This is a genomic window from Streptomyces lincolnensis, from assembly GCF_021173675.1.
Lineage (GTDB): Bacteria > Actinomycetota > Actinomycetes > Streptomycetales > Streptomycetaceae > Streptomyces > Streptomyces lincolnensis_B.
This window is the reverse complement of the sequence record NZ_JAIHON010000001.1, coordinates 230,574-254,542: the sequence shown is the minus strand read 5'-3', so window position 1 is coordinate 254,542 and position 23,969 is coordinate 230,574. Positions and strand designations below refer to the sequence as shown.

The window sequence follows — 23,969 nt, the reverse complement described above, 5'->3', positions numbered from 1 at the left end:
GCTGTTCACGGACCTGTTGATCCGTATCTCCGGTACCGAGGGCTGACGGCGGATAACGTTCCGTCATGACCGCACCCCTCGCGCTCGATCCCGCGCGCACCGCCCTCGTGCTCGTCGACCTGATGGACCGCATCGTCGCCCTGCCCCTGGCACCCCACAAGGGGACAGACGTCCTCACCGCCGGCGAGGAACTGGCGGCCGCGTTCCGCTCGGCCGGCGCCCTCGTCGTTCTCGTCCGGGTCGAACGCCCCGGTGTCACCGAGCAGCCGCCGGGCAGCGCGCTGGCCGCCGGGCTCCTCCGCCAGGGCGACCTGGAGATCGTCAAGCGGACCATCGGCGCCTTCCAGGGCACCGAGCTCGACGCGCGGCTGCGGGAGCACGGCGTCACCACCCTCGTCTTCGGCGGCATCGCCACCAACCTCGGCGTCGAGTCCACCGCCCGCGCGGCCGGCGACCTCGGCTACGACCTCGTCTTCGTCGAGGACGCCATGGCCGCGTTCACGGCCGCCGAACACGAGGCGTCGGTACGGCTGGACTTCCCCCGGCTGGGCACCGTGGTGTCGGTGGGGCAGGTGCGGTTCACGACGGGGCCGGGCTCAGACCAGTAGGCCGCCGCCGTCCACCACGACTCGCGCCCCGACATCACCTACGTCCCCCGTACCCGACGAGGTGCTCCTCGCCCGGGAGGCGAGCCCCCGCTCACCCCTGATCGGTGACTTCGTGCGGGTGGCCCGGAGCTGAGACGGGGCCCCTTCGGCGCAGGGGGCGCTCCCCGCCTCGGGGCCCCGCCGCCGTGTCGCGGGGAACCTTCTCAGCCCTGGGCGGCCGCGGCCCGCAGGGCGATACGGTCCTCGCCCGCGTACACGTTCATGGAGGCGCCCCGCAGGAAGCCCACCAGCGTCAGGCCGGTCTCCGCGGCCAGGTCCACCGCCAGCGAGGAGGGCGCCGAGACCGCCGCCAGGACGGGGATGCCCGCCATGACGGCCTTCTGCGCCAGCTCGAAGGAGGCCCGGCCGGAGACCAGCAGGATCGTGCGGGACAGCGGCAGGTCGCCGTTCTGGAGGGCGCGGCCGACCAGCTTGTCGACCGCGTTGTGGCGGCCCACGTCCTCCCGGATGTCGACCAGCTCGCCGGCCTCGGTGAACAGGGCCGCCGCGTGCAGGCCCCCGGTCCGGTCGAAGACCCGCTGGGCCTCGCGCAGCCGGTCGGGGAGGCTCGCGAGGAGCTCGGGCTCGACGCGGACCGGGGGAGTGTCGGAGATGGGCCAGCGGGCCGTGGTGCGGACCGCGTCGAGGCTCGCCTTGCCGCACAGGCCGCAGGACGAGGTGGTGTACACGTTGCGTTCGAGGGTGATGTCGGGGATCACCACACCGGGTGTCGTGCTCACGTCCACTACGTTGTACGTGTTCGAGCCGTCCTCGGTCGCGCCCGCGCAGTAGACGATGTTCCGGAGGTCGGACGCGGCCGCCAGCACGCCCTCGCTCACCAGGAACCCGGCGGCCAGCGCGAAGTCGTCGCCCGGCGTGCGCATGGTGATCGCGAGGGGTTTGCCGTTGAGCCGGATCTCCAGTGGTTCCTCGGCGACGAGCGTGTCCGGGCGGCTGGAGACCACCCCGTCGCGGATGCGGATCACCTTGCGTCGTTCCGTGACTCGTCCCATGTCCTGTTCAGCCCCGGTTCTGTACGTGCTGGTAGCCGAAACGGCCCTTGATGCAGAGATTGCCGTGGGTCACCGGGTTGTCGTGCGGCGAGGTGACCTTCACGATCTCATTGTCCTGCACGTGCAGGGTCAGGTTGCAGCCCACTCCGCAGTACGCGCACACCGTGGTCGTCTCGGTCTGCGCCGACTCGTCCCAGGTGCCCGCCGCCCGCATGTCGAACTCCGACTTGAAGGACAGGGCTCCGGTCGGGCAGACCTCGACGCAGTTCCCGCAGTACACACAGGCCGAGTCGGTCAGCGGGGCGTCGTGCTCGACCGCGATCCGGGCGTCGAAGCCGCGCCCGGCGACCGAGATCGCGAAGGTGTTCTGCCACTGGTCGCCGCAGGCGTCCACGCACTTGTAGCAGAGGATGCACTTGTCGTAGTCGCGCACGTACAGGTCGTTGTCGACCCTGGGCTCCTCGTTCAGGCGGGCCGCGTCGGGGCCGAAACGGTCCGGTTTCGCCTCGTACTCCTTGATCCACCCGGCGACCTTGGGGGTGGTCGACAGGTCGACCGAGGAGGCCAGCAGTTCGAGGACGATCCTGCGGCTGTGCCGGGCGCGCTCGGTGTCCGTGCGCACCTCCATGCCCGGCTCGGCCCTGCGGGAGCAGGCCGGGACGAGGGTGCGCGCCCCCTCCACCTCGACCACGCAGACACGGCAGGCGTTCTTCGGGGTGAGGGTGTCGCCCTCGCAGAGCGTCGGTATGTCCTTGCCCGCCGCCCGGCAGGCGTCCAGGATCGTGGAGCCCTCGGGCACCCGGGCCTCCTGCCCGTCGAGGGTGAACTCCAGCAGCCGGCGCGGGATCCCCAGCGGTGTCACGGTCATTCGTACGCCCCCAGACGGTCGATGGCGGATTCCACGGCGTTCCACGCGGTCTGCCCCAGACCGCAGATCGAGGCGTCCCGCATGGCGCGGCCGACGTCCCTGAGCAGGGCGATGTCGTCGGCCGCGGCGGCGCCGGTGCGCTCCGCGATCCGGCGCAGCGCCTCCTCCTGCCGCACGGTCCCCACCCGGCAGGGCACGCACTGCCCGCACGACTCGTCGCGGAAGAACTCGGCGATGCGCAGCAGCAGCCGGGGCAGCGGGACCGTGCCGTCGAAGGCCATGACCACTCCGGAACCGAGCGTCGTGCCCGCCTCACGCGTGCCCTCGAAGGTGAGGGGGATGCCGAGTTCGTCGGGCCGTACGAAGCCGCCCGCCGCGCCGCCCAGCAGCACCGCGCGCAGCCCCGGACGCACCCCGGCGAGCTCCAGCACCTCGCCGAGTGTCGCGCCGAACGGCAGCTCGTAGATCCCCGGGCGGTCCACGCTCCCCGACACGCAGAACAGCTTCGGCCCGGTGGAGCGGCCGGTGCCGATCGCCGCGTAGGCCGGGGCGCCCATGGTCAGGATCGGCAGCACGTTGACCAGGGTCTCGACGTTGTTCTCCACGGTCGGCTTGCCGAACAGGCCCTTCTCCACGGGGAAGGGCGGCTTGGAGCGCGGCTCGCCCCGGTAGCCCTCGATGGAGTTGAACAGCGCGGTCTCCTCGCCGCAGATGTAGGCGCCCGCGCCCCGCCGGATCTCGATGTCGAAGACGTAGCCCTGGCCGAGGACGTCGTCGCCGAGCAGACCGCGGGCCCGCGCCTGGTCGATGGCGTATTGGACCCGCCGGATCGCCCGCGGGTACTCGCCGCGCAGGTAGAGGTAGCCGCGGTGCGCGCCGGTGGCGTACGCCGCGATGGTCATCGCCTCGACCAGGGCGTACGGGTCGCCCTCCATGAGCACGCGGTCCTTGAAGGTGCCCGGCTCGGACTCGTCGGCATTGCACACCAGGTAGTGCGGGTGGTCGGGCTGGGACGCCGTGGCCTGCCATTTGCGGCCGGTGGGGAAGGCGGCGCCGCCACGCCCGACCAGGCCGGAGTCGGTGACCTCGCGGATCACCCCGGCCGGTCCGAGGTCGAAGGCCCGGCGCAGGGCGGTGTAGCCGCCGTGGGCGCGGTAGTCGTCGAGACTGGCCGGGTCCACGACACCGACGCGCCCGAGCAGCGTCAGCGCCGGGTCGCCCGCCTGGGGCACCGCCATCGCCGCCGGCGGCTCCTCGGGCGCGGAGTCCGGCGCGCTCGCGGCGAGCACCGCGTCGCGCACGGTCGCCGGCGCCGAGACCGCCGTACGCACGGGATCGCCCGCCCTGATCGCGAGCGCGGCCGGGGCGCGTTCGCACAGGCCCAGGCACGGGCTGCGCTCGACGTGGACGCCGCTGCCGGGGCCGAGGCGGGACTCGATCCCGGCGCACAGTTCGGACGCACCGGCCGCCGCGCACGCGAGGTCGGTGCACACGTGCAGCACGGTCGCCGGGCGGGGCTTGACGGAGAACATGGCGTAGAAGGTGGCGACGCCGTAGGCCTCCGCCGGCGGTACGGTCAGCCGCCGGCACAGGTAGTCCAGGGCGCCGTCGCTGATCCAGCCGACCCGGTCGTTGATGGCGTGCAGCCCCGGCAACAGCAGGTCGCGGCGGTCCCGGGCCGCGCGCCCGCCGCGCGCCCACCTCAGGTCGGCGTCGGAACGGTCCGCGCCCTCCCAGGAGGACTCGGGGGGTCCCAACAGGGCGTCCACGGCCGCCCGTTCGTCGTCGGTGGGTTTGCTGTCGCCGAAGTGCAGGTCCACTTACGTCACCTCACGATGGTCGCAACCGGGAGCTTCTCGATCCGGATCGCCGACGCCTTGAACTCCGCCGTCCCCGCGATCGGGCAGTTCGCCTCGATCGTCAGCTGGTTGGTGTCCACCTCGTCGGGAAAGTGCATGGTCATGAAGGCCAGGCCGGGCCTGAGGGCGGTGTCGACCCACACCGGCGCGACGACCGCCCCGCGCCGCGAGGAGATCCGCACCTCCTCGCCGACCACGACCCCGTACTTCTCGGCGTCCTCCGGGCACAGCTCGATGTACTCGCCGCGCCTGAGCGGGGAGGCGTAACTCCCGCTCTGCACACCGGTGTTGTACGAGTCCAGCCGCCTTCCGGTGGTCAGCCGGATCGGGTACCGCTCGTCGGTGAGGTCGACCGGCGGATCGTGCTGGACCAGCCCGAAGGGCGCCGGACGGCCGCGGTCGGCGGGGTCGGGCTCCCACAACCGGCCGTGCAGATAGGTGGGTTCGAGCCGCTCGGTGTCCGGGCAGGGCCACTGGATGCCCTGGTGCTCCTCCAGGCGTTCGTACGTCATCCCGTAGTGGTCCGGCGAGACCGCGCGCAGCTCGTTCCAGACCGCCTCGGAGTCGGCGTACTTCCACTCGTGGCCGAGCCGGGCCGCCAGCTCGCAGATGATGTCGATGTCCTCGCGGGCCTCACCGGGCGGGGCGACCGCCCGGCGGACCCGCTGGACCCGCCGCTCGCTGTTGGTGGTGGTGCCCTCGGTCTCGGCCCATCCCGCGGTCGCGGGCAGCACGACGTCCGCCAGCTCGGCCGTTTTCGTCAGGAAGATGTCCTGCACGACCAGGAAGTCGAGCTGCCGCATCCGGCGTATCGCCTGTTCGCTGTCGGCCTCCGACTGCGCCGGGTTCTCGCCGATGCAGTAGACCGCCTTGAGCGAGCCCTCCTCCATCGCCTCGAACATCTCCGTCAGGTTCAGCCCGTAGTGCGGCTGGATGACGGTGTCCCAGGCCGACTCGAACTTCAGCCGGGTGTCGGGGTCGAGGATGTCCTGGAAGCCCGGCAGCCGGTTGGGGATCGCCCCCATGTCGCCGCCGCCCTGCACGTTGTTCTGGCCGCGCAGGGGCTGCAACCCGGCGCCGTAACGGCCGACATGGCCGGTCAGCAGCGAGAGGTTGATGAGCGCCCGGACGTTGTCGGTGCCGTTGTGGTGCTCGGTGATGCCGAGGGTCCAGCACAGCTGGGCGCGCTCGGCGCGGGCGTAGGCGTGCGCCAACTCCCTGATGGCGGCGGCCGGTACGCCCGTCACCTTCTCCGCGAGGGAGAGCGTCCACGGCTCGACGAGCTTGCTGTACTCCTCGAAGCCGCTGGTCGCCCGCTCGATGAAGGTCTCGTTCGCCAGCCCCGCGTGGATGATCTCGCGGCCGATCGCGTGTGCCATCGGGATGTCCGTGCCGACGTTCAGACCGAGCCAGCTCTCGGCCCACTCGGCGGTGGACGTGCGGCGCGGGTCGACGGCGTACATGCGGGCGCCGTTCCGGATCCCCCGCAGCACGTGCTGGAAGAAGATCGGGTGGGCGAAGCGGGCGTTGGAGCCCCACATCACGATGACGTCCGTGTGCTCGATCTCCTCGTACGAGGAGGTCCCGCCGCCCGAGCCGAAGGCGGCGGACAGGCCCGCCACGCTCGGGGCGTGGCAGGTCCGGTTGCAGGAGTCGACGTTGTTGGTGCCCATGACGACCCGGGCGAACTTCTGCGCCACGAAGTTCATCTCGTTGGTGGCGCGGGCGCAGGAGAACATCCCGAAGGCGCCGCGGTTGCGTTCCAGGCCCCGGGCCGCCCGGTCCAGGGCCTCCTCCCAACTGGCCTGCCGGAAGAGCTCGTCACGGGAGTCGCGGACGAGGGGGTGGGTGAGCCGTGTGTAGGTCTTCGGGGTCCGGTCGCGTTTCCTCATGCGGCGCTCCTCAGCGCGAGCAGGTCCGAGATGGCGTGCACGGTGCGCAGGGTGGGCACGTCCACGCCGGTGATCTCCGCCAGCTCGACGACGGCCGCGAGCAGCACGTCGAGTTCCAGCGGTTTGCCGCGCTCCAGGTCCTGGAGCGTGGAGGTGCGGTGGTCGCCGACCCGCTCGGCACCGGCGAGCCGGCGTTCGATGGAGACGCCGACCTCGCAGCCGAGGGCCTCGGCGACGGCCAGGGTCTCGGTCATCATGATCTCGATGACCTTGCGGGTGCCGCCGTGCAGGCACATCTGCCGCATGGTGGCGCGGGCCAGCGCGCTGATCGGGTTGAAGGAGATGTTGCCGAGCAGCTTGAGCCAGATGTCGTTGCGCAGATCGGGCTCGACCGGGCACTTCAGGCCGCCGGCCTGCATGGCCTCACTGAAGGCCGTACAGCGGGGCGACAGGGACCGGTCCGGCTCGCCGACGGAGAACCGGGTGCCTTCCAAGTGCCGTACGACGCCCGGACCTTCGAGCTCGGTCGCCGCGTAGACCACACAGCCGATGGCCCGTTCGGGCGCGAGCACCGCACTGACCGCGCCGCCGGGATCCACGCTCTCGACGCGGTGGCCGTCGTACGGGCCGCCGTGCCGGTGGAAGTACCACCAGGGAATGCCGTTCTGGGCGGCGATGACCGCCGTGGTGTCGTGCAGCAGTGGCTCGATCAGCGGCCCGCACGCCGCGTACGAGTGGGCCTTCAGGCCGAGGAAGACGTAGTCGACCGGGCCGATCTCGGCCGGGTCGTCGGTGGCGTGGGCGCGCGCGGTGAAGTCGCCGCGCGGGCTGAGCACCTGGACGCCGTGCTGCCTCATGGCCGCCAGATGCGGTCCACGGGCGACGAGATACACGTCGGCGCCGGCGCGATGCAGCGCGGCTCCGACGTAGGCGCCGATGGCTCCGGCGCCGAGTACTGCGACTTTCATACGAGGGAGCTCCGTTCGGTCGAGGGATACCGCGGAGATGGCGCACTGTCGAAATCTGTCGACGGAATATTGTCTACAGTATGGAGGTTGGGGCAGCAAGGGTTCGCGCAGCACCTGACGGAACCGGGAAACAGGTTGGTCCGGCCGCTGGGCGCGCCGAGCGCCCCGGGAAGGCCGTCGTCGGCGTCAGGCGCGCAGGAACAGCAACACGGCCAGCACCCGGCGCGATTCGCTGCCGGTGGCCGGCAGACCGACGGCCCGGGTCATCACGAGCGCGGCACTGATCATGATCGGTGTGTTCGGCGCGTTCGTACTGGACCCGAGCGCCTCGACCAAGCTGTTCGGCGTCGGACTGTCGGTGGCCGTCCTCCTGGACGTCACACTGGTGCGGATGGTGCTCGTACCGTCCGCGATGAGCCTGCTCGGGCGGCATGCCTGGTGGCTGCCCGGACCGCTGGACCGGATCCTCCCGGACATCCACCCGGACATGGACGACGCCGACGCGCTCCTGCCGGCCGCCGCGCCGAGCCGGGAGAGGCCTCCGGGCGAGCGTCCGGCGGAACTGGTCTGACGCGCGCCGCACCGTTCGGCCCAGGTCACCGGAACACACACCGGTGACCTGGGCCGAGCCCCGCGCCGGGACCGCTCGTCCGGCCCCGGCGACCGTTTGTCGCGTCATGGATACCGCTCACCGCATACGGTCGACGAGTTACGGCCGGTCGGCTTCCCAACTGCCTGGCCGATTCCTATCGTTCGGGATCATGAGTCCCCCAGTCGCACCGCCGGGATGGAGCCGCTGGCTTGTCCCCCCGGCCGCTCTCTCGGTCCACCTCTCCATCGGCCAGGCGTACGCGTGGTCCGTGTTCAAGCCGCCGCTGGAATCGGCGCTCGGCCTCAGCGGCACCCAGAGCGCGCTGCCGTTCCAGCTCGGCATCGTCATGCTCGGCCTGTCCGCCGCGTTCGGCGGCACGCTCGTCGAGCGCAACGGTCCGCGCTGGGCGATGACCGTGGCCCTGGTCTGCTTCTCCTCCGGCTTCCTGCTCTCCGCGCTCGGCGCGGCCACCGAGCAGTACTGGCTGATCGTCCTCGGCTACGGCTTCGTGGGCGGCATAGGCCTCGGCATCGGCTACATCTCACCCGTCTCCACCCTGATCAAGTGGTTCCCGGACCGGCCCGGCATGGCCACCGGCATCGCCATCATGGGCTTCGGCGGCGGCGCGCTGATCGCCTCGCCCTGGTCGGCGCAGATGCTGGAGTCGTTCGGCAGCGACAACGACGGCATCGCGCTCGCGTTCCTCGTCCACGGTCTGACGTACGCCGTCTTCATGACGCTGGGCGTGCTGCTGGTGCGGGTGCCGCGCACCGAGAAGCCGGTCGAGGGGGCGCCCAGCATCCTCGCCGGCCCGCAGGTGTCGGCCCGCCAGGCCGTGCGCACCCCGCAGTTCTGGTGCCTGTGGGTCGTGCTCTGCATGAACGTGACCGCGGGTATCGGCATCCTGGAGAAGGCCGCGCCGATGATCACGGACTTCTTCAAGGACACCTCGACACCGGTGTCGGTCACCGCCGCAGCCGGGTTCGTCGCCCTGCTGTCCGCGGCCAACATGGCCGGCCGGATCGGCTGGTCGTCCACCTCCGACCTGATCGGCCGCAAGAACATCTACCGCGTCTACCTGGGCGTGGGCGCCGTGATGTACGCGCTGATCGCCCTGTTCGGCGACTCCTCCAAGCCGCTGTTCATCCTGTGCGCGCTGGTGATCCTGTCCTTCTACGGCGGTGGCTTCGCCACCATCCCCGCCTATCTGAAGGACCTCTTCGGCACCTACCAGGTCGGCGCGATCCACGGGCGGCTGCTCACCGCCTGGTCCACGGCCGGCGTCCTCGGACCGCTGATCGTGAACTGGATCGCCGACCGGCAGGAGGAGGCGGGCCGGTCCGGCGCGGCCCTGTACGGTCTGTCCTTCGTCATCATGATCGGGCTGCTCGGCGTCGGCTTCGTCGCCAACGAACTCGTCCGGCCCGTCGACGCCCGCCATCACATCCCCGCGCCGAGCGCCGCCTCGGGCAACAGCGCCACACCGAGCGAGAAGGAGAGTGCCGATGTCCAGCGACAGCAGCCAGAGTCCGCCTGACCGGCGCGGACTGATCGCCTTCGCCTGGGTGTGGGTGGGCGTGCCGCTCGTCTACGGGGTGTACGAGCTCGTACAGAAGGCCACCCAGCTGTTCACCGGGTAACTGTTCGGTAGGTGTTCGGGTGCCCGAGGGTCTGACGGAAGCTGACAACCGGGGCGCCCGATTCCTGTGGCATCACTTGCCGTCGTACCCGCGAGTCACTGATCAGACTGGTGGATCCCGCTACCTGAAGTACGACGAGGGGGACCCACCCATGACCGGCTCGCGCATCGCCGCCATCGGCCACTACCAGCCCGCCAGGGTACTGACCAACAAGGACCTGGCGGGCATGGTCGACACCAGTGACGAGTGGATCACCAGCAGGGTCGGCATCCGCACCCGCCGTATCGCCGGCCCCGACGAGCCGGTCGACGAGCTCGCCGGGCACGCCGCCGCCAAGGCGCTCGCGGCGGCCGGCCTCACGCCCGGCGACATCGACCTGGTCCTGGTCGCCACCTCCACCGCCGTCGACCGCTCCCCGAACATGGCCGCCCGGGTCGCCGCCCGGCTCGGCATCCCCTCGCCCGCCGTGATGGACCTCAACGTGGTGTGCGCGGGGTTCACCCACGCCCTGGCCACCGCGGACCACACCGTTCGCGCGGGCGCCGCGACCCGTGCCCTGGTCATCGGCGCCGACAAGATGTCCGAGGTGACGGACTGGACCGACCGGACCACCTGTGTGCTCGTCGGCGACGGAGCGGGGGCCGCCGTCGTGGAGGCCTGCGGGCCGGACGAGGAACCCGGCATCGGGCCCGTGCTGTGGGGATCGGTGCCCGAGATGGGCAACGCGGTACGGATCGAGGGGCAGCCGGCGCGGTTCGCGCAGGAGGGGCAGAGCGTCTACCGCTGGGCCACCACCCAGCTGCCGCCCTTCGCCCGCAAGGCCTGCGAGCGGGCCGGGCTCACCCCCGCCGACCTCGCCGCGGTCGTCCTGCACCAGGCGAACCTGCGGATCATCGAGCCCCTCGCCGAGAAGATCGGCGCCGTGAACGCCGTGGTCGCCCGCGATGTCACCGAGTCCGGGAACACCTCGGCCGCGAGCATCCCGATGGCCTTCTCCAAGCTGGTCGAGCGCGGCGAGATCTCCAGCGGGGACCCGGTGCTGCTGTTCGGCTTCGGCGGGAACCTGTCGTACGCCGGACAGGTCGTCCGCTGCCCCTGAGGGCGGCGGGGCGGGGAGGGGGACGTGAAGGGGTGCGGCGGCCCGGTGTGACGAGGCCGACCCGGCGTTTCCCTGGCATCTGTGCGCCGTAGACTGTAGACGAAAGACAATCGATACTGGTGTCCGCTGGCACCGGCTCACGGTCGCTGTGCACGGCCCGCCGAGGAGGGGGACCGCGATGTTGTCGACAGGACTGCCGCAGGGGGCTGTGCCCAAACTGGAACGGCCCGGTCCGCTGCGCGACCGCGTCTACGAGGCGCTGCTCGAACTCATCACCACGCGTGCCCTTCAGCCCGGCCAGCACCTCGTCGAGAGCGAACTCGCCGGGCATCTGGGGGTCTCCCGGCAGCCGGTGCGCGAGGCCCTTCAGCGGCTCAACACCGAGGGCTGGGTCGACCTGCGGCCCGCCCAGGGCGCGTTCGTGCACGAGCCGACGGAGGAGGAGGCCGACCAACTCCTCACCGTACGCACGCTGCTGGAGGCCGAGGCGGCCCGGCTCGCCGCGGCGAACGCGAACAGCGCCGGGATCAAGGCGCTGGAGGAGCTGTGCGCCGAGGGCGAGAAGGCCGTCGCCGCCGCCGACGTGGACGGCACGGTCGCGATGAACGCCCGTTTCCACGCCCTGATCATGGAGCTCGCCGGCAACGCCGTGCTCGCCGAGCTGGCCGCGCAGGTCGACCGCCGGGTCCGCTGGTACTACACGCCCATCGCCCGGCAGCGCGGCCACCAGTCCTGGATCGAGCACCGGGCCCTGATCGCCGCCATCGCCGACCGTGACGAGCAGCGCGCGACCCAGCTCATGCGGGAGCACACCGAGCACACGCGCCGCTCGTACCACGCCCGTCAACAGGGCTAGCCGGAACGGGAGTTCGGCCCGTCGAGGCTCAGAACTCCGCCGCGTGCGTCCGTGCCCACCGGGCGAACGTGCGCGGCGCGCGGCCGGTGATCTCCTCGACCGTCGGCAGCACCACGGACTCGTCCAGGGTGCCGTCCACGAAGAAGGCGAAGAACGCGTCGACGTACGGCTTCGGAGTGACCGCCTCCAGCTCCGCGCGCGTCTCCTCGTGCGAGAGCCCGACCGCGACCAGGTCCCGGCCCAGTACCTCGCCGAGGATCCGTACCCGGTCGGCGGGCAACAGCGCCTGGGGGCCCGAGACTTCGAGGGTCTGCCCCCGGTACTGGTCCGACAGCATCGCGGCCCGTGCGACCCGTGCGATGTCGTACGGGTCGATGTCGGCGGTGGACGCGTCCGGGAACGGCACCCGTACCGTGTCGCCCTTGCGGATCTGGTCCGCCAGCCGCAGCGCGTTCGACATGAAGCTCGTCGGGCGTACGGCCGTCCACGCCAGCCCCGACTCGCGGACCGCGGCCTCCGCGTCGATGAGATAGCCGGCCACGGCGTTGCCGGTGTCGCCGGTCCGCGCCGACAGCCCGGACAGCAGCACCACCCGCCGCACGCCCGCGGCCCGCGCGTCCGCCAGGACCTGCCGTTGGCCGCCGTACCCGGGCATCAGGAACAGGGCCTCCACGCCGTCCAGCGCGGGCCGTACCGTCCCGGGCTCGTTCAGGTCGCCCGCCACGGCCGCCACCCCCGGCGGCAGTCCGTCCGCGCGGCCCGACCTGCTCAGCGCCCGCACCGGCTTGCCGATCTCCGCCAGCCCGCGCACGAGTTCGGCGCCCACGTTGCCGGTGGCACCCGTCACAAGGAACACCCGGTCCCCCTCTCCCCGCCCCGGCCGCCGCCCGTCCGGGTGCGCTGCCCATCCTGCGGCGTGAACGCGGGGGACACCAGGGCAAGGAGTGTCTTTGTCCTGTGAGTGGAGAAAGTTGGCAGCAATCTCTGCACAGCTTCTTCCCAGTCTCGACAGCCGCTGCTACGTTCCCCTCGAAAGCCGGACAGCAGGCGGCCGATCGAGGCGGGGAGGGGCTTGTGAGACGTATGACGGCACGACCCGCGAACGCCCACCAGGCCCGACTGCTGAAGCTGTTGCGCGACGGAGGCCCCAACTCCCGCGCACAGCTGGGCGATCAGGTCGACCTCTCGCGGTCCAAACTGGCCGTGGAGGTGGACCGGCTGCTGGAGACGGGCCTCGTCGTGGCCGACGGACTCGCCGCCTCGCGCGGTGGCCGCCGCTCCCACAACATCCGGCTCGCCCCGGCACTGCGGTTCCTCGGCGTCGACATCGGCGCGACCTCGGTCGACGTCGCCGTCACCAACGCCGAACTGGAGATCCTCGGCCACCTCAACCAGCCCATGGACGTCCGCGAGGGCCCGGTCGCGGTCTTCGAGCAAGTCCTGTCCATGGCCGCGAAGTTGAGGGCCTCGGGGCTCGCGGAGGGATTCGACGGCGCCGGCATCGGCGTCCCGGGACCCGTCCGCTTCCCCGAGGGTGTACCAGTGGCTCCGCCGATCATGCCGGGCTGGGACGGCTTCCCCGTGCGGGAGGCGCTCAGCCAGGAACTCGGCTGCCCGGTCATGGTCGACAACGACGTGAACCTGATGGCGATGGGGGAGATGCACGCGGGCGTGGCACGCTCCGTGGGCGACTTCCTCTGCGTCAAGATCGGCACCGGTATCGGCTGCGGGATCGTCGCCGGCGGTGAGGTCCACCGCGGGACGACGGGCAGCGCGGGCGACATCGGGCACATCCAGGCCGTGCCCGACGGACGACCGTGTGCCTGCGGCAACCGGGGCTGTCTGGAAGCCCACTTCAGCGGCGCGGCCCTGGCCCGGGACGCCACGGACGCCGCGCACCAGGGACTGTCGGCCGAACTCGCGACCCGGCTGGAGACGAACGGCGCGCTCAGCGCCGTCGACGTCGCCGCCGCGGCCGCCGCGGGTGACGCCACCTCGCTCGACCTCATCAGGGAGGGCGGCAACCGCACCGGCCAGGTCATCGCCGGCCTGGTCTCCTTCTTCAACCCGGGCCTGGTGGTGATCGGCGGCGGGGTGACCGGCCTCGGCCACACCCTGCTCGCCGCGATCCGCACCCAGGTCTACCGTCAGTCGCTGCCCCTCGCGACGGGCAACCTGCCCATCGTGCTGGGGGAGTTGGGCCCCACCGCCGGAGTCATCGGCGCGGCCCGCCTCATCAGCGACCACCTGTTCTCACCCGCGTAGACACCGCTTCTCACTCGCACAGGCGCACCGCTGCTCACCCGCACAGGCACCGTCTTCTCACCCGCGTAGGCACGTCCTCGGACGGCCGCTTCACCGCACGGCTCCATCCACGGCACGCCAGCACATCCCGCTGCTTCGCCCTGCCCTGATTCCGGCCCGTACGCCAGCCAGGGGGACCCGCACATGGCACCAGAATCACCGCTGCTCAGCATGTCCGGCATCACCAAGTCGTTCCCCGGTGTCCGGGCCCTCGACGGCGTCGACCTCGACGTCCAGGCCGGCGAGGTGCACTGCCTGCTCGGCCAGAACGGGGCCGGCAAGTCCACGCTCATCAAGGTCCTGGCCGGCGCCCACCAGCCCGACACCGGCACCATCCGCTGGCGCGGCGAGGACGTCACCCTGCGCTCGCCGATCGCCGCCATGCGCCTGGGCATCGCCACCATCTACCAGGAACTCGACCTGGTGGAGCACCTGTCCGTCGCCGAGAACGTCCACCTGGGCCACGAACCCACGACGGCCGGCTTCGTCGTGCGCGCCAAGGCGGCGAAGGCGTCGACCGCCGCGCTGCTCAAGCGACTCGGGCATCCGGAGATCGATCCCGCCCGGCTGGTGGGGGAGTTGTCGGCCGCGCAGCAGCAGATCGTGTCGATGGCACGGGCGCTCTCGCACGACGTCCGGCTGATCGTGATGGACGAACCGTCCGCCGCGCTCGACCCGGACGAGGTCGACAACCTCTTCCGGATCGTCGGCGACCTGACCGCCGAGGGCGTCGCCGTCGTCTACATCTCCCACCGGCTGGAGGAGATCCGCCGTATCGGCGACCGGGTGACCGTCCTGAAGGACGGCCGGGCCGTCGCCGTCGGACTGCCCGCGAAGTCGACACCGACGCGCGAGGTCGTCGCCCTGATGACGGGCCGCAACGTCGAGTACGTCTTCCCCGAGCGGCCGCCGGCCGACGCGGTGGACGGCACCCCGCTGCTGGAGATCCGGGGGCTGGCGCGGGAGGGCGAGTTCGAGCCCTTCGACCTGACCGTGCGCCCCGGGGAGATCGTCGGCCTGGCCGGACTCGTCGGCTCGGGACGCTCCGAGATCCTGGAGACGATCTACGGCGCCCGCAAACCGACGACCGGTCAGGTCGTCGTGGACGGCAAGGCGTTGAAGCCCGGAAGCGTGCGTGCCGCGGTCCGCGCCGGACTCGGGCTCGCCCCCGAGGAGCGCAAGGCCCAGGCCCTGCTGATGCTGGAGTCCGTCACCCGCAACGTCTCGGTCTCCTCCATGTCCCGCTTCGCGCGCGCCGGTTGGATCGACCGGGGCGCCGAACACGGGGCCGCCCGGGCCGCGACCCGTGAGCTGTCCCTGAGGCCCGACAACCCGGACGTGCCCGTGCGCACCCTGTCCGGCGGCAACCAGCAAAAAGCCGTCCTGGCCCGCTGGCTGCTGCGCGGCTGCCGGGTCCTGCTGCTCGACGAACCGACCCGGGGCGTCGACGTCGGCGCCCGCGCCGAGCTGTACGCGGTCGTCCGCCGCCTCGCGAACGAGGGCCTCGGCGTGCTGCTGGTCTCCAGCGAGGTCCCCGAGGTGCTCGGCCTCGCCGACCGTGTCCTGGTGCTGCGCGAGGGCCGTGTCGTCCACACGGCGCCCGCCCACGAGCTGGACGAACACCGTGTACTCGACCTCGTCATGGAAGGAAGCCCCGCGTCATGACGCAGCCCGTCTCCCCGCCCCGGGACAGCGCCGACAAGATGCCGTCGGCCAACGAACCCCCGGCCTGGCGCGCCCTCGTCTTCCGCGCCGACGTGCGCACCCTCTCCCTCCTCGGCGTCCTCGCCGTCCTGATCCTCATCGGCGGCGTCACCAAGCCCGACGAGTTCCTCGACACCCGCAACCTCCAACTCGTCCTCACCCAGGCCTCGGTGATCGGTGTCGTCACCGTCGGGATGACCTTCGTCATCACCTCCGGGGGCATCGACCTCTCCGTCGGCGCGATCGTCGCCCTCGCCTCCGTCTGGGCCACCACCGTCGCCACCCAGGAGTACGGCTTCGCGGGCATCCTCTTCACCGCGGTGCTCGTGGGCGTCGGCTGCGGCCTGGTCAACGGACTGCTCATCGCGTACGGCGGAATGGTCCCGTTCATCGCCACGCTCGCCATGTTGGCCTCGGCCCGCGGCCTCGCCCTGCAGATCACCGACGGCCAGACGCAGATCGTCTCCGTCTCCTCGATCCTCGACCTGGGCGAACGCGACGCCTATGTGCTCGGCGTCCCGCCGCTGGTCATGGTGTTCGCGGTCGTGACGATCATCGGCTGGCTGGTGCTGAACCGCACCACCTTCGGGCGCCGCACGGTCGCCGTCGGCGGCAACGCGGAGGCGGCCCGGCTGGCCGGTATCGACGTCCGCCGCCAACGCCTCTACCTGTACCTGCTGTCCGGACTGTGCTGCGGCATCGCCGCCTTCCTGCTGATCATCCTGTCCGGCTCCGGTCAGAACACCAACGGCAACCTCTACGAACTCGACGCCATCGCCGCCGCGATCATCGGCGGCACCCTGCTCAGCGGGGGCCGCGGCACCATCACCGGCTCCGTGCTCGGCGTCCTGATCTTCACCACGATCACCAACATCTTCGCCCTGAACAACCTGCAGAGCGACGTCCAGCAGATCGCCAAGGGCGCGATCATCGTCGCCGCCGTGCTGGTCCAGCGCCGTACCGCGAGCACGACCTGAGGAAAGGGTTCACCGCCATGCCAGAGCCGACCGATTTCACGAGCCGCTTCACCAGCCGCAGAGGGCTGCTCCTCGGGTCCGCCGCCGTGTCGGCCGGGGCCCTGCTCACCGGGTGCACCAGCAACGACTCCAAGGAGGACGAGCAGGCAGCGAGCAACCAGCCCGCCGCCGACGACCAGCCGGGCAAGGAGGTCACCATCGGCTTCGCCGGCCCGCAGGCCGACCACGGCTGGCTCAACGCCATCAACGACAACGCCAAGAACCGTGCGAAGAAGTACTCCGACGTCACCCTGGAGATCACCGAGGGCTCCAACGACACCGCCGCGCAGATCGGCCAGATCGAGACCCTCATCAACAAGAAGGTCGACGTCCTGGTGGTCCTGCCCGCCGACGGCAAGGCCCTCACCCAGGTCGGACTGAAGGCGATGCGCGCGGGCATCCCGGTGATCAACCTCGACCGGATCTTCAACACCCCGCAGGCGTACCGCTGCTGGATCGGCGGCGACAACTACGGCATGGGCCTCAACGCCGGCCACTACATCGGCGAGAAGCTCAAGGGGAAGTCGGGCGCCCGCGTCATCGAACTCGCCGGTATCGACAACCTGGAACTCACCCGGCAGCGCACCCAGGGCTTCGACGACGCCCTGAAGAACTACCCCAACATCCGCAAAGTGGCCCGCCAGGCCGCCGAGTTCACGGTCGAGTCGGGACAGGCCAAGATGGCCCAGCTCCTGCAGGCCCAGTCGAACTTCGACGCCCTGTGGAACCACGACGACGACCAGGGCGTAGGCGCGATGCGCGCCATCGAGCAGGCCGGCCGCGACGACTTCCTGATGGTCGGCGGCGCGGGCGCGCTCTCCGCGTTCCAGGCCATCAAGCAGGACAACGGAGTGCTGAAGGCCACCGTCCTGTACCCGCCGACCATGGCCGCCTCCGCCATCGACCTGGCCCGCGCCCTCGGCCAGGCCAAGGGCATCGGCGGCATGGCCGAGTACGAGATCCCGGCGTCCATCACGCTCTACTCGGCCGTCGTCGACAAGACCAACGTCGACCAGTACATGTCCACCGGCTTCAAGTGACGCGCCCGCCCGACGGACCACGGCGGTCCTTCGGGCCGGGCCCCACCCCCCACCGCGCCACGAACGACGAGGAGGACATCTGCATGGAACAGCCGCAGCAGTCAGCAGCACCGGAGGCCGGCAAGCCACCGCTGCGCGTCGGGATGGTCGGCTACGCCTTCATGGGCGCCGCCCACTCCCAGGGCTGGCGCACCGCGGGCCGTGTCTTCGACCTGCCCCGCCGCCCGGTGCTCTCCGCGATCTGCGGGCGGGACGCGGCGGCCGTGCGCGCGGCGGCCGACCGGCACGGCTGGGCGGCCGCCGAGACCGACTGGCGGGCCCTGATCGCACGGGACGACGTCGACCTGGTCGACATCTGCACCCCCGGCGACAGCCACGCCGAGATCGCCCTCGCCGCCCTGGCCGCGGGCAAGCACGTGCTGTGCGAGAAGCCCCTCGCCAACACCGTCGAGGAGGCCGAGGCGATGACCGCGGCGGCCGAAGTGGCGTACGGGCGCGGTCAGTTGGCGATGGTCGGCTTCAACTACCGCCGGGTGCCCGCCACCGCGCTGGCCCGCTCCATGGTCGCCGACGGCCGCCTCGGCACCCTGCGGCACGTCAGGGTGTCGTACCTCCAGGACTGGCTGGTGGACCCCGGGTTCCCGCTGACCTGGCGGCTGCGCAAGGAAGCCGCCGGATCGGGCGCGCTCGGCGACCTCGGCGCCCACATCGTCGACCTCGCCCAGTACCTGGCGGGCGAGCCGCTGGCCGGCGTCTCCGCGCTCACCGAGACCTTCGTACGCGAGCGCCCGCTGCCCGTCGGCGCCAGCAGCGGCCTGTCCTCCGTGGAGTCCGCCGGCACCGGCCAGGTCACCGTGGACGACGCCGCCGTGTTCACCGGCCGCTTCGCCTCCGGCGCCCTCGCCTCCTTCGAGGCCACCCGCTTCGCCACCGGCCGCAAGAACGCCCTGCGCATCGAACTCAACGGCGAGCTCGGCTCGTTGGCCTTCGACCTGGAGCGCCTGAACGAACTCGCCTACCACGACGGCACCGAACCCGCGGCGCGGGCCGGCTTCCGCCGCATCCTGGTCACCGAGCCGGACCACCCCTACCTCGACGCCTGGTGGCCGCCGGGCCACGGCCTCGGCTACGAGCACACCTTCGTCCACCAGGCCCGCGACCTGGTGCACGCGATCGCCGAGGGCCGCCCGCCCCGCCCCTCCTTCGCCGACGGGCTCCAGGTGCAGCGGGTGCTCGCCGCGGTGGAGGAGAGCGCCGAGAAGAACTCCGTCTACACACCCATAGCCGTCTGAACACTCATAGCCGTCTGAACACCCATAGCCGTCTGAGAAGGGTTTCGCAGACATGCCCCGCCAGTTCACGCTCTTCACCGGCCAGTGGGCCGACCTCCCGCTCGAAGAGGTCTGCCGCCTCGCCCGCGACTTCGGCTACGACGGACTCGAACTCGCCTGCTGGGGAGACCACTTCGAGGTCGACAAGGCCCTGGCCGACTCCAGCTACATCGACTCCAGGAAGCAACTCCTCGACAAGTACGGCCTGAAGTGCTGGGCGATCTCCAACCACCTGGTGGGCCAGGCCGTCTGCGACGCCATCATCGACGAACGCCACCAGGCGATCCTGCCGGCCCGCATCTGGGGCGACGGCGAGGCGGAGGGCGTACGGCGACGGGCCGCCACCGAGATCGCGGACACCGCGCGCGCCGCGGCCGCCCTCGGCGTCGACACCGTCATCGGCTTCACCGGCTCCGCCATCTGGCACCTGGTCGCCATGTTCCCGCCCGCTCCCGAGTCGATGATCGACCGCGGCTACGAGGACTTCGCCGAGCGCTGGAACCCGATCCTGGACGTCTTCGACGCCGAGGGCGTGCGGTTCGCCCACGAGGTCCACCCCAGCGAGATCGCCTACGACTACTGGACCACCCAGCGCGCCCTGGAGGCCGTCGGCCACCGGCCCGCGTTCGGGCTGAACTTCGACCCCTCGCACTTCGTGTGGCAGGACCTCGACCCGGTCGGCTTCCTGTGGGACTTCCGCGACCGGATCTACCACGTCGACTGCAAGGAGGCCCGCAAGCGGCTCGACGGCCGCAACGGCCGCCTCGGCTCCCACCTGCCGTGGGGCGACCCGCGCCGCGGCTGGGACTTCGTCTCCGCGGGCCACGGCGACGTCCCCTGGGAGGACGTCTTCCGGATGCTGCGCTCCATCGACTACCAGGGCCCGATCTCCGTGGAGTGGGAGGACGCCGGCATGGACCGGCTCCAGGGCGCGCCCGAGGCACTCAAGAGCCTCAAGAAGTACGACTTCGAGCCTCCGACGGCCTCCTTCGACGCGGCCTTCGGCAACTGAGCCCGCGCTCTGTCCACGACTTCGGCACCTGACCTCTCTCCACGACTCCGGCACCTGAGTCCTTTCGACCGCTCCGGGATGACGGCGCATCCCGGCGTTCGCACCCGCCCGTACAACCAGCCCCTTTCTGGAGGCACCCGTGCACGGGAAAGACCGCACCACCGGCACCGACAGAATCGAGACCCACAGACGACGCGCCCCGTGGCGCAGAGCGGCGGCCCTGATCAGCGGCCTGCTGCTGGCGGGCGCGTCCCTTACCCTCACCGCTCCCCAGGCCGGCGCAGCCGTCGCCGACGAGGGAGCGGCCGCGGCGGCCGCCGAGGACTTCCAGCAGGTCACCCTCGCCAAGGGCGAACCGGAGGTCGGCGAGCCCATGTCGCTCGCCGTCCTCCCGGACCGCTCGGTCCTGCACACCTCGCGCGACGGCGAACTCCGCCTCACCGACGCGGCCGGCACCACCAAGCTCGCGGGCAAGCTGGACGTCTACAGCCACGACGAAGAGGGCCTCCAGGGCATCGGCGTCGACCCGGACTTCACCACCAACCGGTTCATCTACCTCTACTACGCGCCCCCGCTGAACACCCCCGCGGGCGACGCCCCCGAGACCGGCACCGCCGCCGACTTCGCGCCCTTCGACGGCGTCAACCGGCTCTCCCGGTTCGTCCTGAAGGCCGACGGCACCCTCGACAACGCCAGCGAGAAGAAGATCCTCGACGTCCCGGCCTCGCGCGGCATCTGCTGCCACGTCGGCGGCGACATCGACTTCGACGCGGCGGGCAACCTGTACCTGTCGACGGGCGACGACTCCAACCCCTTCCAGTCCGACGGCTTCACGCCCATCGACGAGCGGTCCAACCGCAACCCCGCCTTCGACGCCCAGCGTTCGGCCGGCAACACCAACGACCTGCGCGGCAAGATCCTGCGCATCAAGGTGAACGCCGACGGCTCGTACACCGTCCCCGACGGCAACCTCTTCGCGCCCGGCACGGACAAGACCCGGCCCGAGATCTACGCGATGGGCCTGCGCAACCCGTTCCGCTTCAGCGTCGACAAGGCCACCGGCATCCTCTACGTCGGCGAGTACGGCCCGGACGCCGGCGCCGCCGACCCGGCGCGCGGACCGGCCGGCCAGGTCGAGTTCGCCCGGATGACCGGCCCCGGCAACTTCGGCTGGCCGTACTGCACCGGCGACAACGACGCCTACGTCGACTACGACTTCGCCACCGGCGCCTCGGGAGCCGCCTTCGACTGCGCCGCCCCGAAGAACACCTCGCCCAACAACACCGGCCTCACCGACCTGCCTCCGGCCCAGACCGCCTGGATCCCCTACGACGGCGCCTCCGTGCCCGAGTTCGGCGACGGCTCCGAGTCCCCGATGGGCGGCCCGGTCTACCACTACGACCCCGCGCTCGACTCGCCCGTGAAGTTCCCCGAGGCCTACGACGGCGACTTCTTCGCCGGTGAGTTCGGCCGCCGCTGGATCAAGCGCATCTCCAGCGACGCGAACGGCACCGTGGAGTCCATCAACGACATCCCGTGGACCGGCACCCAGGTCATGGACATGGCCTTCGGCCCGGACGGCGCGCTCTACGTCCTCGACTACGGCGTCTCCTGGTTCGGCGGCGACGAGCACTCCGCCCTCTACCGCATCGAGAACGCCACCGACGGCCACTCCCCGGTCGCCCAGGCCACCGCCAACCGCACCTCCGGACAGGCCCCGCTCAGGGTGGGCTTCTCCTCCGCCGGCACCACCGACCAGGACGGCGACGCCCTCACCTACAGTTGGACCTTCGGCGACGGCGGCACCTCGACCGCGGCCAACCCGACCCACACGTACCGCAAGAACGGCACCTACACGGCGACACTGACCGCCAAGGACCCCTCCGGCCGCACCGGCAGCGCGAGCGTGCAGGTCGTGGTGGGCAACACCGCGCCCAAGGTGACCCTCGAACTCCCCCGTGACGGCCAGCTGTTCAGCTTCGGGGACGCCGTGCCGTTCAAGGTGAGGGTCACCGACCCCGAGGACCGCAGGATCGACTGCTCCAAGGTCAAGGTCACCTTCGTCCTCGGCCACGACAGCCACGGCCACCCGGTCACCTCCGCCAACGGCTGCACCGGCACCATCCAGACCAGCGCCGACGGCGGCCACGACGACGACGCCAACATCTTCGGCGTGTTCGACGCCGAGTACACCGACAACGGAGGCGGCGGCCAGGCCGCGCTGACCACCCACGACCAGAACGTCGTCCAGCCCAGGCACCGCCAGGCCGAGCACTTCGGCGACTCCTCCGGCGTCACGGTCATCACCAAGGCCGGCGCGCACGGCGGCAAGACGGTCGGCGACATCAACAACGGCGACTGGATCTCCTTCACGCCGTACGTCCTGAGCAACGCCGAGTCGATCACCGCGCGCGTCTCCTCGGCCGGTGCCGGCGGCACCCTGGAGGTCCGCGCCGGATCCGCCAAGGGCACCCTGCTCGGCAAGGCCATCGTGCCCGTGACCGGCGGCTGGGAGACCTTCCAGGACGTCAGCGCCGATCTGTCCCGCGCACCCCGGGGCACCACCACCCTGTTCCTCGTCTTCAAGGGCAGCGGCACCGGCGCCCTGTACGACGTGGACGACTTCACCTTCACCACGAGCTGAGAGGAGGTACGCGTGATGCGCTCAACCGGACGACTGGGCACGGCGGCCGTGGGCGCGGCCCTGCTCCTCGGCTGCGTCTCCGAACCCGCCGCCTCGCAACCGGGCGACTCCGCACGGGTGCTGGTCTTCTCCAAGACGGCCGGCTTCCGGCACGACTCGATCCCCGAGGGCGTGGCCACGGTCAGGCAACTCGGTGAGACCGAGGGCTACACGGTCGACGCCACCGAGGACGCGGGCGCGTTCACCGACCGCAACCTGCGGCGGTACGACGCGGTCGTCTTCCTCTCCACCACGGGAGACGTCCTGAACCCCGCCCAACAGCGGGCGTTCGAGGGCTACATCCACCGCGGCGGCGCCTACGTCGGCATCCACGCCGCCGCCGACACCGAGTACGACTGGGAGTTCTACGGCGGTCTCGCCGGCGCCTACTTCCAGTCCCACCCGGCGATCCAGCCGGCGACGGTGGAGGTCGAGGACCACGCCCACCCGGCGACCTCGGCACTCCCGCGGGCCTGGGAGCGTACCGACGAGTGGTACAACTACCGCTCCAATCCCCGGGAACGCGCCCATGTCCTCGCCTCGCTCGACGAGTCGTCGTACACCGGCGGCACCATGAACGGCGACCATCCGATCGCCTGGTGCCAGAACTACCAGGGCGGCCGCGCCTTCTACACCGGGGGCGGCCACACCAAGGAGTCCTTCGCGGAACCGGCGTTCCGGCAGCACCTGCTGGGCGGCATCCGCTGGGCCGTCGGCGAGGCACAGGCCGACTGCCGCCCGGAGAACGGCTACCGCGCCCTCTTCGACGGCGGCTCCCTGGACGGCTGGCGCCAGGCGGGCCCCGGGACGTTCGACCTGGCCGACGACGGCACCCTCACCTCCTCCGGCGGAATGGGGATGCTCTGGTACGCCGACTCGGGCTTCTCGTCGTACTCCCTGAAGCTCGACTGGAAGATGGCCGGCGCCTCCGGTGACGACAACTCCGGTGTGTTCGTGGGCTTCCCGCCCTCGGACGACCCGTGGTCGGCCGTGAACAACGGCTACGAGATCCAGATCGACGCCACCGACGTCCCGGAGAAGACCACCGGGTCCGTCTACGGCTTCCGCTCCGCCGACCTGAAGCAGCGCGACCGTGCGCTGAACCCGCCGGGGGAGTGGAACACCTACGAGATCCGCGTGGAGGGCGAACGGCTCCGCGTCTATCTCAACGGCGTGAAGATCAACGATTTCACCAACACCGACCCGGCCCGCTCGCTGCGGGACGGCCACATCGGCATCCAGAACCACGGAGCCGACGACCGGGTGTCCTTCCGTGACATCCGCATCAAGGAACTGCCCGCGAAGGCCACCACGGCTGTGGCTTCGCAGGGCGGCTGAGCGGCGGCGGGCGGGGGACGCCGGACCCCCGCCCGCCGCCTTCTCCCCTCCGGGCCTCGCCGCGCGCGGCCCGCGGGGTTCGTACGCCGCGTCCACCACGCTCGACC

The 23,969-nt window shown here is 71.2% G+C and carries 20 protein-coding genes; 14 read left to right on the top strand and 6 right to left on the bottom strand.

What is annotated here, in order from left to right; all coding sequences use genetic code 11:
- Positions 1-65 precede the first annotated feature (65 nt).
- On the top strand, positions 66-608 hold the full coding sequence (locus K4B79_RS01075; RefSeq protein WP_232024232.1) for an isochorismatase family protein: 543 nt from the start codon (positions 66-68) through the stop codon (positions 606-608).
- 203 nt (positions 609-811) lie between these two features.
- Here the strand turns inward: K4B79_RS01075 and fdhD are convergent, their stop codons facing one another.
- From fdhD to K4B79_RS01050, 5 genes are read right to left on the bottom strand one after another with little or no spacing between them, the layout of a single operon-like run.
- The gene (gene fdhD / locus K4B79_RS01070) at positions 812-1,660 is read right to left on the bottom strand and encodes a formate dehydrogenase accessory sulfurtransferase FdhD (RefSeq protein ID WP_232024231.1); all 849 of its coding nucleotides are present in this window, start codon (positions 1,658-1,660) and stop codon (positions 812-814) included.
- Between the two features lie 7 nt (positions 1,661-1,667).
- Entirely contained in the window at positions 1,668-2,528 is an 861-nt protein-coding gene (locus K4B79_RS01065) for a 2Fe-2S iron-sulfur cluster-binding protein (protein WP_232024230.1), read from the bottom strand.
- Entirely contained in the window at positions 2,525-4,348 is a 1,824-nt protein-coding gene (locus tag K4B79_RS01060) for an NAD(P)H-dependent oxidoreductase subunit E (RefSeq protein WP_232024229.1), read from the bottom strand. Before K4B79_RS01060 ends, K4B79_RS01065 begins: the two co-directional genes overlap by 4 nt.
- Before the next feature lie 5 nt (positions 4,349-4,353).
- A complete protein-coding gene (locus tag K4B79_RS01055) occupies positions 4,354-6,279 on the bottom strand; it encodes a molybdopterin oxidoreductase family protein (RefSeq protein WP_232024228.1) in 1,926 nt (641 codons plus the stop codon).
- Positions 6,276-7,247 (bottom strand): 2-dehydropantoate 2-reductase, encoded by a 972-nt coding sequence (locus tag K4B79_RS01050; protein ID WP_232024227.1) that lies wholly within the window; start codon positions 7,245-7,247, stop codon positions 6,276-6,278. The genes K4B79_RS01055 and K4B79_RS01050 overlap by 4 nt, the downstream gene beginning before the upstream one ends.
- Positions 7,248-7,512: 265 nt before the next feature.
- On the opposite strand from K4B79_RS01050, the gene K4B79_RS01045 reads away from it, so the two are divergent.
- The 5 genes from K4B79_RS01045 (at position 7,513) to K4B79_RS01030 (ending at position 11,434) form a co-directional block, all read left to right on the top strand.
- The gene (locus K4B79_RS01045; protein ID WP_374208412.1) at positions 7,513-7,818 is read left to right on the top strand and encodes an MMPL family transporter; all 306 of its coding nucleotides are present in this window, start codon (positions 7,513-7,515) and stop codon (positions 7,816-7,818) included.
- 190 nt (positions 7,819-8,008) lie between these two features.
- Positions 8,009-9,376, top strand: coding sequence for an OFA family MFS transporter (locus K4B79_RS01040; RefSeq protein WP_232024226.1), 1,368 nt, complete (start codon positions 8,009-8,011; stop codon positions 9,374-9,376).
- Positions 9,345-9,479 (top strand): MFS transporter small subunit, encoded by a 135-nt coding sequence (locus tag K4B79_RS47660; RefSeq protein ID WP_269462956.1) that lies wholly within the window; start codon positions 9,345-9,347, stop codon positions 9,477-9,479. The genes K4B79_RS01040 and K4B79_RS47660 overlap by 32 nt, the downstream gene beginning before the upstream one ends.
- Before the next feature lie 151 nt (positions 9,480-9,630).
- A complete protein-coding gene (locus tag K4B79_RS01035; RefSeq protein ID WP_232024225.1) occupies positions 9,631-10,578 on the top strand; it encodes a beta-ketoacyl-ACP synthase III in 948 nt (315 codons plus the stop codon).
- A 178-nt stretch (positions 10,579-10,756) separates the two neighbouring features.
- Complete coding sequence (locus K4B79_RS01030; RefSeq protein WP_232024224.1) at positions 10,757-11,434, top strand: GntR family transcriptional regulator; 678 nt, start codon at positions 10,757-10,759, stop codon at positions 11,432-11,434.
- Between the two features lie 28 nt (positions 11,435-11,462).
- Here K4B79_RS01030 and K4B79_RS01025 read toward each other — a convergent pair whose 3' ends face one another.
- The gene (locus K4B79_RS01025) at positions 11,463-12,290 is read right to left on the bottom strand and encodes an NAD(P)H-binding protein (protein ID WP_232024223.1); all 828 of its coding nucleotides are present in this window, start codon (positions 12,288-12,290) and stop codon (positions 11,463-11,465) included.
- Positions 12,291-12,517: 227 nt separating this feature from the next.
- Between K4B79_RS01025 and K4B79_RS01020 the strand changes: the two genes are divergently transcribed.
- The 8 genes from K4B79_RS01020 to K4B79_RS00985 all read left to right on the top strand — a co-directional run bounded on the left by K4B79_RS01020 (position 12,518) and on the right by K4B79_RS00985 (position 23,862).
- Positions 12,518-13,699: an ROK family transcriptional regulator gene (locus tag K4B79_RS01020; RefSeq protein ID WP_232024222.1), complete on the top strand. Its 1,182-nt coding sequence runs from the start codon at positions 12,518-12,520 to the stop codon at positions 13,697-13,699.
- Between the two features lie 183 nt (positions 13,700-13,882).
- Entirely contained in the window at positions 13,883-15,403 is a 1,521-nt protein-coding gene (locus K4B79_RS01015) for a sugar ABC transporter ATP-binding protein (RefSeq protein WP_232024221.1), read from the top strand.
- Entirely contained in the window at positions 15,400-16,419 is a 1,020-nt protein-coding gene (locus K4B79_RS01010; RefSeq protein WP_232024220.1) for an ABC transporter permease, read from the top strand. Before K4B79_RS01015 ends, K4B79_RS01010 begins: the two co-directional genes overlap by 4 nt.
- Positions 16,420-16,436: 17 nt before the next feature.
- The gene (locus K4B79_RS01005; RefSeq protein WP_232024219.1) at positions 16,437-17,498 is read left to right on the top strand and encodes a substrate-binding domain-containing protein; all 1,062 of its coding nucleotides are present in this window, start codon (positions 16,437-16,439) and stop codon (positions 17,496-17,498) included.
- An 83-nt stretch (positions 17,499-17,581) separates the two neighbouring features.
- Positions 17,582-18,790 carry a Gfo/Idh/MocA family protein gene (locus K4B79_RS01000; RefSeq protein WP_232024218.1) on the top strand — a complete coding sequence of 403 codons (1,209 nt, stop codon included), beginning with the start codon at positions 17,582-17,584 and terminating at the stop codon, positions 18,788-18,790.
- Between the two features lie 52 nt (positions 18,791-18,842).
- Positions 18,843-19,841, top strand: a complete 999-nt coding sequence (locus K4B79_RS00995) for a sugar phosphate isomerase/epimerase family protein (protein ID WP_232024217.1) — start codon at positions 18,843-18,845, stop codon at positions 19,839-19,841.
- A gap of 139 nt (positions 19,842-19,980) precedes the next feature.
- Positions 19,981-22,485 (top strand): PQQ-dependent sugar dehydrogenase, encoded by a 2,505-nt coding sequence (locus K4B79_RS00990; RefSeq protein ID WP_232024216.1) that lies wholly within the window; start codon positions 19,981-19,983, stop codon positions 22,483-22,485.
- Between the two features lie 15 nt (positions 22,486-22,500).
- Positions 22,501-23,862: a ThuA domain-containing protein gene (locus K4B79_RS00985; RefSeq protein ID WP_232024215.1), complete on the top strand. Its 1,362-nt coding sequence runs from the start codon at positions 22,501-22,503 to the stop codon at positions 23,860-23,862.
- Positions 23,863-23,969 lie beyond the last annotated feature (107 nt).

Coding starts and splice junctions, on each gene's coding strand:
- K4B79_RS01035 (WP_232024225.1), top strand. CDS start 9,631: ATGACCGGCTCGCGCATCGCCGCCATCGGCCACTACCAGCCCGCCAGG.
- K4B79_RS00995 (WP_232024217.1), top strand. CDS start 18,843: ATGCCCCGCCAGTTCACGCTCTTCACCGGCCAGTGGGCCGACCTCCCG.
- fdhD (WP_232024231.1), bottom strand. CDS start 1,660: ATGGGACGAGTCACGGAACGACGCAAGGTGATCCGCATCCGCGACGGG.
- K4B79_RS01050 (WP_232024227.1), bottom strand. CDS start 7,247: ATGAAAGTCGCAGTACTCGGCGCCGGAGCCATCGGCGCCTACGTCGGA.
- K4B79_RS00985 (WP_232024215.1), top strand. CDS start 22,501: ATGCGCTCAACCGGACGACTGGGCACGGCGGCCGTGGGCGCGGCCCTG.
- K4B79_RS01010 (WP_232024220.1), top strand. CDS start 15,400: ATGACGCAGCCCGTCTCCCCGCCCCGGGACAGCGCCGACAAGATGCCG.
- K4B79_RS01000 (WP_232024218.1), top strand. CDS start 17,582: ATGGAACAGCCGCAGCAGTCAGCAGCACCGGAGGCCGGCAAGCCACCG.
- K4B79_RS01020 (WP_232024222.1), top strand. CDS start 12,518: ATGACGGCACGACCCGCGAACGCCCACCAGGCCCGACTGCTGAAGCTG.
- K4B79_RS01040 (WP_232024226.1), top strand. CDS start 8,009: ATGAGTCCCCCAGTCGCACCGCCGGGATGGAGCCGCTGGCTTGTCCCC.
- K4B79_RS01030 (WP_232024224.1), top strand. CDS start 10,757: ATGTTGTCGACAGGACTGCCGCAGGGGGCTGTGCCCAAACTGGAACGG.
- K4B79_RS01075 (WP_232024232.1), top strand. CDS start 66: ATGACCGCACCCCTCGCGCTCGATCCCGCGCGCACCGCCCTCGTGCTC.
- K4B79_RS01015 (WP_232024221.1), top strand. CDS start 13,883: ATGGCACCAGAATCACCGCTGCTCAGCATGTCCGGCATCACCAAGTCG.
- K4B79_RS01055 (WP_232024228.1), bottom strand. CDS start 6,279: ATGAGGAAACGCGACCGGACCCCGAAGACCTACACACGGCTCACCCAC.
- K4B79_RS01065 (WP_232024230.1), bottom strand. CDS start 2,528: ATGACCGTGACACCGCTGGGGATCCCGCGCCGGCTGCTGGAGTTCACC.
- K4B79_RS47660 (WP_269462956.1), top strand. CDS start 9,345: ATGTCCAGCGACAGCAGCCAGAGTCCGCCTGACCGGCGCGGACTGATC.
- K4B79_RS01005 (WP_232024219.1), top strand. CDS start 16,437: ATGCCAGAGCCGACCGATTTCACGAGCCGCTTCACCAGCCGCAGAGGG.